The organism is Pseudoxanthomonas dokdonensis (assembly GCF_001431405.1).
Lineage (GTDB): Bacteria > Pseudomonadota > Gammaproteobacteria > Xanthomonadales > Xanthomonadaceae > Pseudoxanthomonas_A > Pseudoxanthomonas_A dokdonensis.
This window is the reverse complement of the sequence record NZ_LDJL01000015.1, coordinates 80,854-96,876: the sequence shown is the minus strand read 5'-3', so window position 1 is coordinate 96,876 and position 16,023 is coordinate 80,854. Positions and strand designations below refer to the sequence as shown.

10 protein-coding genes are annotated in these 16,023 nt (G+C 66.3%); 9 read left to right on the top strand and 1 reads right to left on the bottom strand.

The genetic code is table 11. The features are described 5' to 3' along the window. The first annotated feature begins 4 nt into the window (after positions 1-4). The 9 genes from ABB29_RS13425 (at position 5) to ABB29_RS13385 (ending at position 14,788) form a co-directional block, all read left to right on the top strand. A complete protein-coding gene (locus ABB29_RS13425; RefSeq protein ID WP_057659905.1) occupies positions 5-1,270 on the top strand; it encodes a TolC family protein in 1,266 nt (421 codons plus the stop codon). Continuing rightward, a complete protein-coding gene (locus ABB29_RS13420; RefSeq protein WP_083487908.1) occupies positions 1,267-2,286 on the top strand; it encodes an efflux RND transporter periplasmic adaptor subunit in 1,020 nt (339 codons plus the stop codon). Before ABB29_RS13425 ends, ABB29_RS13420 begins: the two co-directional genes overlap by 4 nt. Positions 2,287-2,326: 40 nt before the next feature. Further along, positions 2,327-5,500: an efflux RND transporter permease subunit gene (locus ABB29_RS13415; protein WP_057660055.1), complete on the top strand. Its 3,174-nt coding sequence runs from the start codon at positions 2,327-2,329 to the stop codon at positions 5,498-5,500. 138 nt (positions 5,501-5,638) lie between these two features. After that, positions 5,639-7,450, top strand: coding sequence for a DUF885 domain-containing protein (locus ABB29_RS13410; protein WP_057660053.1), 1,812 nt, complete (start codon positions 5,639-5,641; stop codon positions 7,448-7,450). Positions 7,451-7,716: 266 nt separating this feature from the next. Next, entirely contained in the window at positions 7,717-7,953 is a 237-nt protein-coding gene (gene rpmB, locus ABB29_RS13405; RefSeq protein WP_057659901.1) for a 50S ribosomal protein L28, read from the top strand. A 13-nt stretch (positions 7,954-7,966) separates the two neighbouring features. After that, entirely contained in the window at positions 7,967-8,131 is a 165-nt protein-coding gene (gene rpmG / locus ABB29_RS13400; RefSeq protein ID WP_057659899.1) for a 50S ribosomal protein L33, read from the top strand. A 149-nt stretch (positions 8,132-8,280) separates the two neighbouring features. After that, a complete protein-coding gene (cls, locus tag ABB29_RS13395) occupies positions 8,281-9,693 on the top strand; it encodes a cardiolipin synthase (protein WP_057659897.1) in 1,413 nt (470 codons plus the stop codon). 39 nt (positions 9,694-9,732) lie between these two features. Further along, on the top strand, positions 9,733-11,106 hold the full coding sequence (locus tag ABB29_RS13390) for an FAD/NAD(P)-binding protein (RefSeq protein ID WP_057660051.1): 1,374 nt from the start codon (positions 9,733-9,735) through the stop codon (positions 11,104-11,106). Between the two features lie 202 nt (positions 11,107-11,308). Further along, positions 11,309-14,788, top strand: a complete 3,480-nt coding sequence (locus ABB29_RS13385) for a hybrid sensor histidine kinase/response regulator (RefSeq protein WP_057659895.1) — start codon at positions 11,309-11,311, stop codon at positions 14,786-14,788. Here the strand turns inward: ABB29_RS13385 and ABB29_RS13380 are convergent. After that, complete coding sequence (locus ABB29_RS13380) at positions 14,778-16,010, bottom strand: sensor histidine kinase (RefSeq protein WP_170185875.1); 1,233 nt, start codon at positions 16,008-16,010, stop codon at positions 14,778-14,780. The two genes, ABB29_RS13385 and ABB29_RS13380, sit on opposite strands and share 11 nt — an antisense overlap. Positions 16,011-16,023 lie beyond the last annotated feature (13 nt).

Sequence of the window (16,023 nt, the reverse complement as noted above, 5' to 3'; positions counted from 1 at the left end):
TCCCATGTGGTTTCGTCTGGCGGCTGTTGCCGTCCTGATGGCCGCGTCGTGCGCGCAAGCGCGGGCGCAGTCGTCACCGTTGTTGAGCCTGGAAGACGCAATGGAACGCGTCGCCCAATCCCATCCCCGCCTGCGCTTGTTCGAACTGCGCCGGCAAACCCTGGCCGCGGAACAGGAGCTGGCCGTGCAGACCCCGCCGTGGATGCTCGGCGCCGAAGTCGAGAACGCCCTCGGCAGCGGTAGTTACCGTGGCTTCGACGGCGCGGATCTGACCCTCAGCCTGGCCTCGGTGTTCGAACGCGGCGGCAAGCTCGATGCGCGCCGTGCCCTGGCCCAGAGCCGGATTGACGGACTATCGGTGCAACGCGAAATGCAGCGGCTGGATGTGCTGGCCGAAGTGGCGCGCAGGTACCTCGCGGTCGGCGTCGCCCAGCAGCAACAGCGGATTGCCGAGCGCGACATCGCGCAACGCCGGCGTGCGCTGCAGGCCGCCCGGCAACGATTGCAGGCCGGTGCTTCGCCAGCATCGGTGATGCTGACCGCACAGGCGGCGTTGGCGCGCGCCGAACTGGATCGCGATCGCGCACTCCAGCAGCAGACAGCCGCGCGCCAGTACCTGGCGGCATTGTGGGGCGACCAGCAGGCCGACTTCAGGGTCGGCGATGCCGGCATGTTCGAACTGCCGTCGTTGGCGACGTTGCCGGTGCTTGTCGATTACCTGCAGCAGACCCCGGAACTGGCCCGCTTTGCCAGCGACCAGCGGATCGGCGAGGCGCGGCTGCAACTGGCGCGCAGCCAGCGCAACGCCGACTGGCAATGGATGGTTGGCGCGCGCAGCATCGAAGGCGGCGCCGATGTCGGCCTGCTGGCCAGTGTCAGCGTGCCATTGGCCAGCGCCAGCCGTGCCCAGCCGGGGATCCGCCTCGCCGAATCGGAACTGGCGCAGCTGCAGGTCGAACGCGAGGCCAGCGCGCTGTCTTTGTATTCGACCCTGGTTGAAGCCCACGGCCGCTACCAGCTGGACCAGCGCGAAGTCGCCCGGCTCCAGCAACAGGTGCTGCCGGCCTGGGAAGAAGCCGCCAAGGCTGCCGAGCGCGCCTACCGCGCCGGCGCTGCCAGCAGCCTGGAATGGGCCCAGCTGCAGTCGGAACTGATCCAGGCACAACGGCAACAACTGGCGGTCGCCAGTGATGCACACGCCGCGTTGATTGAAATCCAGCGCTTGACCGGCCAGCCGATGCTGGCTGGCCCCCAGGAGGTACGCCCATGATTCCATCAGTCGTTCCGCGAATACTCGCTTCGCTGTTGCTTGCGGCGTCGATCGCCGTTGTCGTCAGCGGATGCAATGAAAAGACTGCGTCATCAGCGAGCGCTGCCGCCCACGCCGGCAACCCGGACCCGTCACGCGATGACGACGGCCATGGTCACGCCGATGCCGATGCCGATGCCGATGCCGATGCCCACGATGATGACGAAGTCGAAATCGATGCCGCCATCGCCGAACAATCCGGCATCCGGGTGGCGCCGGTGGTCGCCGGCGTGATCGCCGATGAACATGTCATACAGGGCCTGTTGACCCCGATCGATGGTCGCGTCGCCGAGGTCAGCGCGCGTTTCCCCGGGGCCATCCGCCAGCTCACCGTCAACGTCGGTGATCAGGTGCGCGCCGGCCAGCCACTGGCCATCATCGCCAGCAACCTGAGCCTGAGCGACTACACCGTCAGTGCACCGCTGTCCGGCGTGGTGCTGGCGCGCCATGCCAGCGTTGGCGGCGTCGCCAGCGAAGGCATGCTGCTGTATGAAATCGCTGATCTGTCCTCGTTGTGGGTCGACCTGCATGTGTTTGGCGCCGATGCCCAGCACATCACCGCCGGCTCGCCGGTCACCATTACCCGGCTCAGCGACGGCGCCACCGCCGATACCCGCCTGCAGCGGATCCTGCCCGGCACCGCGACCGTCAGCCAGAGCACGGTGGCGCGCGCGCAGCTGGACAACAGCGATGGCCAATGGCGTCCCGGCTCGGCGGTCAAGGCCCGCATCACCGTTGCGCAGACGCCTGCCGATCGGGTGCTGCCACTGAGCGCGTTGCAGAGCCAGGACGGCAACGATGTCGTGTTTGTCCGCAGTGGCAACCGCTACCGCGCGCGCGTGGTCAGGCTGGGCCAGCGCGACGCCCGCCAGGTGCAGGTCCTGGACGGCGTCGATGCCGGCGATCAGGTCGTAGTCGAACAGAGCTATCTGATCAAGGCCGACATGGAAAAATCGGGGGCATCGCATGAGCACTGACCCGCGGCATCAGCCAGGCCCCGCTGTCATCAAACGCGGGCTGCTGGAGACGATCATCCGTTTCGCCATCGACCACCGCTGGTTGATGATGGCACTGACGTTGGCCTTGACCGGCCTCGGCGTATGGAGTTTCCGGCAACTGCCGATTGACGCAACACCCGACATCACCAACGTGCAGGTGCAGATCAATACCGAAGCCAGCGGCTATTCGCCACTGGAATCGGAGCAACGGGTGACCTATCCGATCGAAACCGTGATGGCCGGCCTGCCAGGCCTGGACTACACCCGCTCGCTGTCGCGCTATGGCCTGTCGCAGGTCACCGTGGTGTTCAAGGATGGCACCGATCTGTACTTCGCCCGGCAACAGGTCTCCGAACGGCTGCAACAAGCCAGGGCGCAGCTGCCGGCCGGGCTGGAACCGGCGATGGGGCCGATCGCCACCGGCCTGGGCGAGATCTTCATGTACACGGTCGAAGCCAGCAGCGATGCACGCAAGTCCGATGGCAGTCGTTACAGCCCGACCGATCTGCGCACGCTGCAGGACTGGGTAATCCGGCCACAGCTGCGCAACGTCGCCGGCGTCACCGAGGTCAATACCATCGGTGGCAACGCCCGCCAGATCCACATCACCCCGGACCCGGCCAGGCTGCTGGCACTGGGCTTCACCCTGCAGGATCTGGTCGATGCGCTGCGCGCCAACAACCAGAACGTCGGCGCCGGCTACATCGAACGCAATGGCCAGCAGTACCTGGTCCGCATCCCCGGCCAGGTCGGTGACCTGCAGGCCATTGCCGGAATCGTGCTGGATCGTCGCCAGGGCGTTCCGATCACCATCGGCGATGTCGCCGGGGTCGGTGAAGGCCGCGAGCTACGCAATGGCGCCGCCACCCAGAACGGCGAAGAAGTGGTGCTGGGTACGGTGATGATGCTGGTCGGCGCCAACAGCCGCGACGTGTCGAAGGCGGCCGCCGCGCGCCTTGCCATCGCCAACCAGAGCTTGCCTGCTGGTGTCAGCGCGCGGCCGGTCTACGACCGCACCGCCCTGGTCGACCGGACCATCCGGACCGTGTCGAAGAACCTGCTGGAAGGGGCCCTGCTGGTGATCGTGGTGTTGTTCCTGCTGCTGGGCAACCTGCGCGCGGCATTGATCACCGCGGCGGTGATTCCGCTGGCGATGCTGTTGACGATTTTCGGCATGGCCCGCGGTGGCGTGTCGGCCAACCTGATGAGCCTGGGCGCGCTGGATTTCGGCCTGATCGTCGATGGTGCGGTCATCATCATCGAGAACTGCCTGCGCCGGCTCGCCGGATTCCAGCAGCAGACAGGCCGCCAGCCCGATCGCGAGGAGCGACGCGAGCTGACCGCCAGCGCGACGGTCGAAGTGATCCGGCCCAGCCTGTTCGGCCTGGCCATCATCACCGCCGTCTACCTGCCGATTTTCGCGCTGACCGGAATCGAGGGAAAAATGTTCCAGCCGATGGCCATTACCGTGGTGTTGGCGTTGAGCGGGGCGATGCTGTTGTCGCTGACCTTCGTGCCGGCAGCGGTCGCGATGTTCCTTGGCGGCAACATCAGCGAGCAGGAAAATCGACTGATGCGCTGGGCGCGGCGGGCGTATGTACCGCTGTTGGCGTGGTCGTTGCGACGGCGTGCGCTGGTGATGGCCGGGGCGCTGGCGGCAGTCGCGCTGTGCCTGCTGTTGGCGACCCGGCTGGGCAGCGAGTTCGTGCCCAGCCTGGATGAGGGTGACATCGCCCTGCATGCCATGCGCATTCCCGGTACCAGCCTGGAGCAGTCATTATCGATGCAGGCCAGCCTTGAAAAACGTCTGCTGCAGTTTCCCCAGGTCGAGCGCGTTTTCGCCAAGCTGGGCACCGCCGAAGTCGCCACCGACGCGATGCCGCCGTCGGTGGCCGATACTTTCGTCATGCTGAAGCCGCGCCGGCAGTGGCCGGACCCGCGCCTGCCCAAGGATCAACTGGTCGCGCGGATGGAAGCCGCGCTGCGCAAGCTGCCGGGCAACAACTACGAGTTCACCCAGCCGATCCAGATGCGTATGAACGAATTGATCTCCGGCGTGCGCGCCGACGTCGCCATCAAGTTGTATGGCGATGATCTGGATACGCTGGTGTCGGTCGGTCGCGACATCGAAGCGGTGGCGCGCACGATTGAAGGCGCCGCCGACGTCCGCCTGGAGCAGGCCACCGGCCTGCCCCTGCTCAGCGTGATTCCGGATCGGCAGGCACTGGCCGGCTACGGTTTGAACCCGGGTGCGGTGCAGTCCACCGTGGCGACCGCGGTCGGCGGCCAGATCGCCGGCCAGTTGTTCGAAGGCGACCGGCGCTTTGATCTGATCGTGCGCCTGCCCGAGGATCTGCGCCAGGATCCTGCGGCATTGGCGGACCTGCCGATAACCCTGGGCGAGCAGGCCAACCTCGACGAAGCCAGCCGTGGCCTCCAGGCCAGCGTCGGCACGCCACGCAGCGTGCCCCTGCGCGAACTAGCCCGCCTGGAAACCAGCAGCGTGCCCAATCAGGTCAACCGCGAAAACGGCAAGCGCCGCATCGTCATCACCGCCAATGTGCGCGGTCGCGACCTGGGTGGTTTTGTCACCGAGCTGCGGCAACGCGTGGCGACCGGAGTCACCCTGCCCGCCAGCTACTGGGTCGAGTACGGCGGCACCTTCGAGCAGTTGATTTCGGCCAGCCAGCGATTGGCGGTGGTGGTGCCGGTGACCCTGCTGCTCATCTTCGCATTGTTGTTCTGGGCATTCGGCTCCGTGCGCGATGCCGCGATCGTGTTTTCCGGGGTTCCGCTGGCCCTGACTGGCGGGGTGGCGGCGCTGGCGTTGCGCGGCATCCCGTTGTCGATATCGGCCGGGGTCGGATTCATCGCCCTGTCCGGGGTGGCGGTGTTGAACGGGCTGGTGATGATCGCCTTCATCCGCTCACTGCGTGCCGCCGGCATGGATCTCGACCGGGCGGTCCGCGACGGTGCGCTGGGCCGCTTGCGGCCGGTGTTGATGACCGCGCTGGTCGCCTCGCTGGGATTCGTGCCGATGGCGTTCAACGTCGGCGCCGGTTCCGAGGTCCAGCGGCCATTGGCCACGGTGGTGATTGGCGGCATCATCTCATCGACCCTGCTGACCCTGCTGGTATTGCCGGCGCTGTATCGCTGGCTGCACGGGCGGCGCGCGCAGCTCACCACCGGCTGAACCGTGCGCGGCGGCCGGTACCTGGACCGGGCGCCGGCCGCCGGCGCGATCCATGCCCTCCGGCACCCGCCCCGCCGCGCCCGCCTGTACTACCATCGAAGTACCTGTTGCCGTGAGATTGCCGTGTTGAAAGCTCCCCTGATTGCCCCGTTGGCCGCCGCCCTGGCCCTGTCCCTGTTGACCGTGGCGCCGCTGGCGCTGGCCGCGCCGGCCACCACCGACGCCGCTCCAGCGACCGCCAGCGTCTCGGCCGCCGACCAGCAGTTCCAGGCCATCTACGAGAAGGAATGGGCGTGGCGCCAGGAGCAGATGGGGGCTGCCGACGAGGACAGCGACAGCAGCGGCAACAACGATCATCTGCCCGATGTCGGCGCCAGCGCCCAGGCCGCACGGCTGAAGGTCTGGGAGCAGGTGCTGCATGAGCTGGACGCGCTGGACGTGAATGCCCTGTCCGCCGCCAACCGCATCAACCTGGCGATCTACCGGCCGCAGGTGGAAAACCTGGCCGCCTCGGTGCGTCTGGGTGCCTACGAAATGCCGTTCAATTCGGATTCCTCGTTCTGGTCGGACCTGTCTTTCATGGCCCGCAGTCCGATGCATGACGCCGACGACTATCGCAACTACGCGGCCCGCCTGCGCGACGTGCCGCGCTATTTCAACCAGCAGATCGACAACATGCGGCTGGGCCTGGCGCGGGGTTTCAGCGTGCCCAAGGCGGTGCTGGCCGGCCGTGACGTGTCGATCGCCGCGGTCGCCGAACTCAAGGACCCGACCGCCGCCACCCTGTACGAGCCCTACCACAAGATGCCGGCCAGCATCCCCGCCGCCGAGCAGGAAAAACTGCGCGCCGAGGGTCGGGCCGCGATCGCCGGGCAGGTCATCCCGGCATTCGGCACGTTGCTGGCGTTCTTCCGCGATGAATACGTGCCGCAGGCGCGGACCACGCTGGCGGCCGAAGCGATGCCCGGCGGCAAGGAGTTCTACCAGCAGCAGATCCGCGAATACACCACTCTGGATCTGAGTCCCGATGAAATCCATGCCATCGGCCTGCAGGAGGTGGCGCGGATCCAGTCGCAGATGCAGGACATCATCAAGCAGCTCAAGTTCAAGGGCAGCTTTGCCGACTTCCTGCAGTTCCTGCGTACCGATCCGCAGTTCTACGCCAAGACCCCGCAGGAACTGCTGGACCGCGCCGCCTGGATCGCCAAGCGGGTTGACGGTGAGGTCGGCAAGTTCATCGGCACCCTGCCGCGCGGCCGCTTCACCATCGTCCCGGTACCTGCCGATATCGCGCCGTTCTGGACCGCCGGCCGCGGTGGCGTCGGTACCTACTGGCTGAATACCTACAACCTGCCGTCGCGGCCGCTGTACAACCTGCCGGCACTGACCCTGCATGAATCATCGCCGGGCCATTCACTGCAGGGCGCCCTGGCGCTGGAGCAGGACGACCAGCCCGAGTTCCGCCGCGACAACTACATCTCCGCCTATGGCGAAGGCTGGGCGCTGTACACCGAGAAGCTGGGCAAGGAGATGGGCATCTACGAGACCCCGTACGAGGATTTCGGCCGCCTGACCTATGAGATGTGGCGGGCCTGCCGGCTGGTCATCGACACCGGCATCCATCATTCCGGCTGGAGCCGGGACCAGGCCATCGCCTATCTGCGCGATCACAGCGCGTTGAGCGAACATGAGGTCGAAACCGAGGTTGATCGTTATATTTCCTGGCCCGGCCAGGCGCTCAGCTACAAACTCGGCGAGATCACCATCGTCAAGCTGCGAGCCGAGGCCGAGAAAGAGCTCGGCGCCGATTTCGACATCAAGGCCTTCCATGACGCGGTCCTGCGCCAGGGCTCGGTGACGCTGCCGGTGCTGGAGTCGCAGATCCGCCAGTTCATCGCCGACAGCAAGACCCAGGCCAACGCCGACAAGGCCAAGGCCACCGCCCCGTAGCCGTCGGATCGGGTCCGCTGGCAGCAGGGCAGCCCCCGTCCGGGCGGGGTCTTGCCCGGACCGGCGATTGTTGGCATAATGCGCGGCTCACTGCGTCCGGCGTATTCGTGGAACCATCAGCGAATGCCTGGATTGGCGGCCGGGAATGCGATTCCGGCTTGTTTCTGCAGTGGTCTTTGCCCGTATCGCGTGGCTTCCGGAAGGTTCCGGGCGCCGGGGCCGCCGTCTTTCTGGCTAAGAAAGGCAAAATCACTTCGAGGTGCGTAATGTCCCGCGTATGCCAAGTATCCGGCAAGCGTGTGCAGACCGGTAACAACGTCTCCCACGCCAACAACAAAACCCGTCGTCGCTTCCTGCCCAACCTGCATGAGCGCCGCTTCTGGGTCGCCAGCGAAAACCGCTGGATCAAGCTGAAAGTTTCCGCGCATGCACTGCGCACCATCGACAAGAACGGCATCGATTCCGTTCTGGCCGAGCTGCGCGCCCGCGGCGAAAAGGTCTGAGGAGTAATCAAACATGGCTACCAAGCGCGACAAAATCCGTCTGATTTCCTCGGCCAACACCGGCCACTTCTACACCACCGACAAGAACAAGAAGAACACCCCGGGCAAGATGGAGATCAAGAAGTACGATCCCGTCGTCCGCAAGCACGTGATCTACAAGGAAGGCAAGATCAAGTGATCTGACGGCGCATCCGCCCGCGGATGCCAGCCGGACGTTCATCCCTGCCCCGGCGGGGATCATGCCGATACAGGAAACCCGCCCGATGGCGGGTTTTTTGTTGCCCGTGGCATTATCGGGGCACCCCCTTCTTGCATGGACTGCATGGCATGGACTGGAACGTTGGCCTGTTGCTGCTGATTGCGGACTGGACGATCCGCATCGGTGCGCTGTTGTGGATTCCCACCCGGACCCGGCCGGCGGCCGCGCGCAGCTGGCTGCTGCTGATCGGCTTCGTGCCGCTGCTCGGGGTTCCCATCTACCTGTTGCTGGGCCACCCGTGGCTGTCGGCCGAGCGCCGCCGCCGCCAGACCCGGGTCTCGGAGGTCATCCGCGAGGAACAGCCACGGTTGAGCGCGCTGCGCTGGACCCCGCAGGTCGACACTGTCGCCGATGAACTGACCACTCTGGTCGAGCGCCAGGGTGCGTTCATGCCGGTACATGGCAACCAGATCCAACTGCTGTCCAATTACCAGCAGTCGCTGCAGACGCTGATTGCCGACATCGACCTGGCCCAGCATCACGTGCACCTGCTGTACTACCTGATGTTCGACGACGAGGTTGGCGAGTCGATCGTGCAGGCGCTGGAACGCGCCAGCCGGCGTGGCGTGCAGTGCCGGCTGCTGCTGGATGCGATGGGTGCCAAACGTGGCCTGCGCGCCTACAAGGAACGCCTGCGGGCCAGCGGCGTGCAGGTCCACGAGATGTTGCCCGGTGGCCTGCGCTGGTACTTCAGCGGCCGCGTCGATCTACGCAACCATCGCAAGATCGCGGTCATCGACAACCAGGTCGGCACGATTGGTTCGCAGAACCTGGCCAGTCCGGGTTTCGTGCCGGGCTTTCCCAATCGCGAACTGGTCGCACGCTGCCACGGTCCGATCGTGCCGCATCTGTCGGCACTGTTTGCCGGCGACTGGTACATCGAAACCGGCGAACGGCTGGAGGTCGGTGTGGACTGCCCGCAACAGGACGACGGCGTCGCCGCGCAGCTGCTGCCCAGCGGTCCGGCCTACCCATTCGAGAATGCCCGCGACACTGTCGCCGCGATGATCCACCTGGCGCGCCGTCGCATCTGCCTGGTCACCCCGTATTTCGTGCCCGACGATGCCACCCTCGGCGCATTGCGCACCGCCGCGCTCAGCGGCGTCGACGTCCAGCTGGTACTGTCACGCAGCAACAACCAGCGCCTGACCGCATGGGCGCAGCAGTCGTACTACCGCGAGCTGCTGGCCTGCGGCGTCAAGATTGCGCTGTACCGTCCACACTTCCTGCACGCCAAGCACCTGAGCGTGGACAGCACGGTCGCGTTGATCGGCTCGATCAATCTGGACATCCGCTCGTTCGCGCTGAACGCGGAGGTCGGCCTGCTCTGCTACGACGCCGATCTGGTGCGGCGCCTGCAAGCGGTGGAAGCCGAATACCTGGCCGATGCGGATCTCCTGTGCGCGGAACAATGGCAACAACGGCCACGTTGGCGGCGCAGCCTGGAAGGCATCGCGCGGTTGTCCGATTCACTGTTGTAGCGCGCCCGGACTGACTCCCGGCGCATGGCCTACAATGCCATGGTGAATACCGCAGATAGCCAAAGCCCTGCCGATGTCGTCATCGTCGGCGGTGGCGCCGCCGGCGTGCTGACCGCGACCCAGTTGCTGCGGCTGGCCAGCGCGCCGCTGCGCATCGTGATGGTGGAACCATCGGCGATCATCGGCAACGGAGTGGCCTACGCCACCGCCCACGCCGAGCACCTGTTGAACGTGCCGGTCAAAGGCATGAGTGCATTTGCCGATGCGCCCGATGATTTCCTCGACTATCTGCAGGCCAGCGGCCAGTTCGATCTGCCGCGCGAACAACTGGCCGGCCAGTACGTGCCGCGTCGCCTGTACGGCGGCTACCTGCGGGATCGCCTGCAGCGCGCACGCGACAGCAGCCCGGCCAGCCTGGACATCGTGCAGGCCAGCGTCATCGAGGCACAGCCACGCGACGGACACTGGCAATTGCTGCTGCAGGACGGACGCTCGCTGCAGGCCGGCAACATGGTGCTGTGCGTCGGCAACCGGCCCAGGCCATTGCCGGCCCGCGGCGGCGATCAACTGGCCGCCGGCCACCTGCTGGAAGCCTGGCAGTTCGATGCGATCAAGCGCATCCCGGCCGACGCCGCTGTCTGCATCGTCGGTTCCGGGCTGAGCATGGTCGACAGCGTGCTCAGCCTGATCGACAACGGTCATGCCGGCGAGATCCTGGTGGTCTCGCGCCACGGGCTGATGCCGCTGGCGCACGTGGCCGCCAGCGTGCCGGCGGATATTCCATTACCCGCATTGCTGGCGATGGGCCTGCGCCAGCGGGTGCGCCTGCTGCGCGAGGCCGCGCGCGGACAAGCGCAATGGCAGACCGTGCTGGATGCGCTGCGTCCCCACGTGCAGGCGCTGTGGCAGTCGCTGTCGTTTGCGGATCAGCGCCGCTTTCTGCGCCACGTGGTGCGGCAATGGGACATCCATCGTCACCGCATCGCGCCACAGGTACACGCCCAGCTGCAGCAGCGGGTCGAAGGCGGCCAACTACGCATCCTGCGCGGCCGGCTCGATACCGTTACCCCGGCCGGGCAACGCGTTCGTCTGTGCCTGCGCCACCGTGGCCAGGCACAGGTGGCACCTGACGTCGACGTGATCATCAACGCGACCGGCGTCGAGATGCGGGTGCAGACCATGCGCAACCCGTTGCTGAGCGAGCTGCTCGGCACTGGCCTGGTCGCTGCGGGCGCGCACGGTGTCGGCATCCGCACCGATGCGGCCGGCCATGCCATCGATGCCGATGGCCGAACGCAAGCGAATCTGTTTGCCATCGGCAGCCTGCGCATTGGTGATCTTTGGGAGAGCATCGCGGTACCAGAACTGAGGATGCAGGCGCAGACCGTGGCCAGGACCCTGCTCGGGGCCTGAAAAACAGCCGCCGTAGAGCGGAGCTTGCTCCGCTGCCTGTTCCGCTGCCTGCTTCCCTGCTTGTTCCGCTGCTTGCTGCCGCACATCAAGGCACCACCACCACCACAGCGTCCCAGCGCCAGCCCGGACCCGAGCGCCAGAGCCCCCGCCTACGACAATCCTCAGTACACTCTCTGCCATCTTTCCAACCCCGGAGACAGCGGTGGTTTCCAGCTGGGTGCTGCTGTTGGTGTCGATTGGCTATGCCGCGCTGCTGTTCGGCGTGGCATGGTGGGGCGATCGCCGGCCGATGTATCCCAACCGGCCGTGGCTGCGACCGGTGGTCTACAGCCTGGCGCTGGCGGTGTACTGCTCGTCCTGGACCTTCTACGGCGCGGTCGGCACCGCGGTCCGCTACGGCATCGGCTACCTGCCGATCTACCTCGGCCCGTTGCTGCTGTTGCTGTTTGGCTGGCGCATCATCGAGCGGCTGGCGCTGATTGCGCGCAGCCAGAACACGGTTTCGATTGCCGACTTCATGTCATCGCGCTACGGCCGCTCGCGCCGGCTGGCGGCGCTGGTGACGGTGATTGCGCTGATTGGCGTGGTGCCCTACCTGGCGCTGCAGTACAAGGCGGTGGCGATGAGCCTGGAAGTCCTGAGCGGCCAGAGCGGTCGCTCCAGTCATGGCTTCCTCACCGACCCGGCCTTGTACGTGGCACTGTTGATGGCTTTGTTCGCGGCGCTGTTCGGCACCCGCCAGGTCGATGCCACCGAACACCACCACGGCATGATGCTGGCGATCGCGCTGGAGTCGATGGTCAAGCTGGTGGTGATGGTGTCGATCGGGTTGTTCGCCTACCTGTGGCTGGGCGCGCGCGACATCGACGTTACCGCCTCCGCGCGCACCCTGTTCGAGAACGCACCCCCGGTAGGCTTCGTCACCCAGACCCTGCTCGGCTTCCTGGCGATCATCTGCCTGCCGCGACAGTTCCACGTGGCGGTGGTCGAATGCGGTGACGTCGGTGACATCCGTCGTGCGCGCTGGTTGTTCGGCATCTATCTGGTGCTGTTCTCGCTGATGATCATACCGATTGCCGCCGCTGGTGCCGCCGCGTTCGGCAATGGCAGCGACCTGGCCGGTGACAGCTACGTGCTGGCGCTGCCATTGTCCGGCGGCAACCAGGCGCTGGCGCTGGCTGCGTATGTCGGCGGATTCTCCGCCGCCACCGGCATGGTGATCGTCGCCAGCATCGCCTTGTCGACGATGGTCAGCAACGATCTGGTGATGCCGGTGCTGCTGCACCGCGGCTGGGCTGGCCATCATGGCGAGGCCGACGTGGCGTCGCGGGTACTGTGGATACGCCGCCTCACCATCCTGTTGCTGGCACTGGTGGCGTACAGCTATTACCGCAGCAGCGCCTATGACAGCACGCTGGCGTCATACGGGCTGATGGCGTTCGCGGCGGTCGCGCAGTTCGCGCCCGGGCTGATCGGCGGCCTGTACTGGCGCGGCGCCAGCCGTCGCGGGGTCGAGGTCGGCATGCTGCTCGGCTTCGCCACCTGGATCTATACCCTGCTGCTGCCGACCATGACCCAGGCCGGCTGGTGGGATGACGGCTGGCTGCACAGCGGCCCGTTCGGCCTGGGACTGCTGCGCCCGCACCAGTTGTTCGGCCTGACCGGCTGGGACCCGCTGACCCACGGCATGTTCTGGTCGCTGCTGATCAACACCGGCAGCATGATGCTGGTGTCGGCACGCTGGCGGCCCGGCGTCGACGAACGCCTGCGCGCCGCGCCGTTCCTGGATCCGTATGCGCAGCGGCCGGCGCTGGTCGCTGGCGAGTGGCCCGGCAGCGTACGGGTCGGTGATCTGCTGACGCTGGCCGAGCGGGTGGTCGGCGAACGCCACGCGCGACGGGCGTTTGCCGAACAGGCGCAGGCTCTGGATCGGGAAGTCCAGCCCAACCTGCTGGCCGACCGCGCCTGGGTGCAGTTCACCGAGCGCCTGCTGGCGGCCGCGATCGGCGCGGCGTCGGCACGCATCGTGTTGACCAGCGTGCTGCGCGGATCGGGCATGGAGCTGGGCGAGGTGGTGGCGGTGCTCGACGAAGCCGGGCAGGAGCTGCGCTTCAACCGCGAGATCCTGTCGACCACGCTGGAAAACATTTCCGCCGGGGTCAGCGTGGTCGATCCGGCGATGCGGCTGGTGGCCTGGAATCGCCGTTACCAGCAGATGTTCGGCTATCCCGACGGGATGCTGTACATCGGACGTCCGGTCGCCGATCTGATCCGCTACAACGGTGAGCGTGGCGAACTTGGCGAAGGCGATATCGAGGCACAGATCCGCAAGCGCATCAGCTACATGCGTGCGGGTTCGCCACATACCTTCGAACGCGTGCGCGAGGATGGCCAGGTGATCGAGTTACGCGGGCAGCCTCTGCCAGGCGGCGGTTATGTCACCAGCTACAGCGACATCACCGACTACAAGCGTGCCGAGCAGGCGCTGCGCGAGGTCAATGAGAACCTCGAACAACGGGTCGAGCTGCGCACCCGCGAGGCTGAATCGGCGCAGCAATCGCGTACCCGCTTCCTGGCCGCGGTCAGCCACGACGTGCTGCAACCACTGAACGCGGCACGGCTGTTCGTCTCGGCGTTGCGCGACAGCGATCAGGACCGCCATGACAGCATCGCCGAACGCCGCCACCTGGCCGAACGCATCGATGCCTCACTGCGTGCCGCCGAGGAACTGCTTGATGGCCTGCTTGATGTCTCGCGCCTGGACGCCGGCGGGCTGCAGACCGAGATCACAGCTTTCGATGCCGGCGACCTGCTGCGCGAACTGGCCGCCCAGTACGCACCGGTGGCGGCAGGCCGTGGATTGGGCCTGCACGTGCATGCGCGGATGATGCCGGTACGCAGTGACCGCCGGCTGCTGCGCCGGGTGCTGCAGAACTTCCTCGCCAATGCGCTGCGTTACACCCGCAAGGGCCGCATCGTGCTCGGCATGCGCGTACGCGGCACCGATGTGGTGTTGCAGGTGTGGGATACCGGGCCGGGCATCCCGGAAAACCACATGCGCCAGATTTACGACGAGTTCCATCGCTTCCAGCAACCCTTCGACTGGGGCGAGCGCGGCCTGGGCCTCGGGCTGTCGATCTGCCAGCGCATCTCGCGCGTGCTCAAGCACGACCTGGATGCGCACAGCCGGGTCGATCACGGCAGCGTATTCTCCATCACGGTGCCGCGCGCGGCCGAGCTGTCGCGCGCACCACGCGCGCCACGCGCACCCGGCGCAGCCGAGGCGCTCACCGGCATGCGCGTGCTGTGCGTGGACAACGATCAGGAAATCCTCGACGGCATGCGCGCCCTGCTCGGTCGCTGGCAGGCCCACGTCATCACCGCCACCACCGTCGAAGAAGCCCTGCAGAAGATCACCCAGACTCCGCACGTGATGCTGGTCGACTACCACCTGCACGATCGTCTCGACGGACTGGACACCCTCGATGCACTACGCGCCGCCTGCCCCGGCCCGGTGGTCGGTGCACTGCTGACCGCCGACGGCCGCGATGCGCTCAAGCAGGAAGCCCGCCAGCGCGGTTATCGCCTGCTGACCAAACCGGTCAAGCCCGCGTCACTACGCGCCTACCTGGCCGCGCATTACGACACGCGGATGGCGGAAGGCGAAGCCGTCAGGCACTGAAGCGCAGGCTGGCGCGGGTGCCGCGCGGGTGCCGGGCGGAAAACTCCAGTTTCCATCCCAGGTGATCGCTCAAACGGGTGATCAGCTCCAGGCCGATGCCATCGCCGGGCATCGGTTCGCCGCGCGCCATCCGCGAATAGATGCGGCTGATCTGATCCGGGCTCATGCCGTGGCCGGGGTCGTCGATGATCACGGTCGCGTTGGCCAGCAGCGACACGATGATCTCGCCGCTGTCACTGTTTTCGATGGCGTTGCGCAGCAGGTTGCCGATCGCGGCCTGCACGAATGCATGCGGCGCGATGATATCGCAGGCCGGCAGTGGCGCGATGGTCACCGTCAACTGCTTGTCGCGGGTCAGGTGCAGGTGCTGCTTGACGATCTCCGGCAACAACTGATCCAGGGCGATCTGATCGCTCATGCGGCCGACACGCGCGGGATCCTTGCCGAGCATCAGCAGCATGCCGATCAGATCATCCATCTCGCGCGCGGTGCTCAGTACGCGCTGCATATGTCCCCGGCTTCTGGCTGACAGATCGGTCTGCGCAAGGGCCAGTTCACTGGCGCCGATCATCACCGTCACCGGCGTGCGCAGTTCATGGCTGGCGCTGTTGATGAAGGTGCGCTCGCGTTCAATGAAAGCTTCGTTGCGATCCAGGTATTCGTTGAACTTCTCGCTGATCTGCCAGAGCTCGCGGCTGTTGTGCCTGAGCATTGAAATCCGCTGCCTCGGCTGATCCGGTCGCAGGCCGGCGATGTCGTCGGCAATGCGCTGCAACGGCCGGGTCGCCCGGCCCAGCGCCCAGGCCAGGGCCAGGCCCAGGATCAGCAGCACGAAAGCCGTCGCGCCGACGATCAGGGCGAGGATGGAGTCGTCATAGCGATTGAATTCGCTGACATCCTCGACCAGCGCCAGGCGTCCGCGTTCGCCATCCTCGACCAGGACCACGCTGAGTTTGCCGGCGACCGGGATATCGTCGTGCAGGCCCGGCGGCAACGACTGCAGTTCTGGCGGCCATGGCCGCTGGTTTGGCAGGAACAGGCGGGTGCCACCGGTATCGGTCCACTGGTAGTCGGCATCGTTGCGGCTGCGCTCGCGGAAATGCTCGAGCTCGGCGCTCAGCATCGAGGTCCAGACCAGACGCTCGACCCGCTCGTTGATCAACGCACCGCCGAGCAGGATCGCAATGCTGACACAGGCCAGGTAGGTCAGCACCCAGCCCATGATCCTCCGTCGC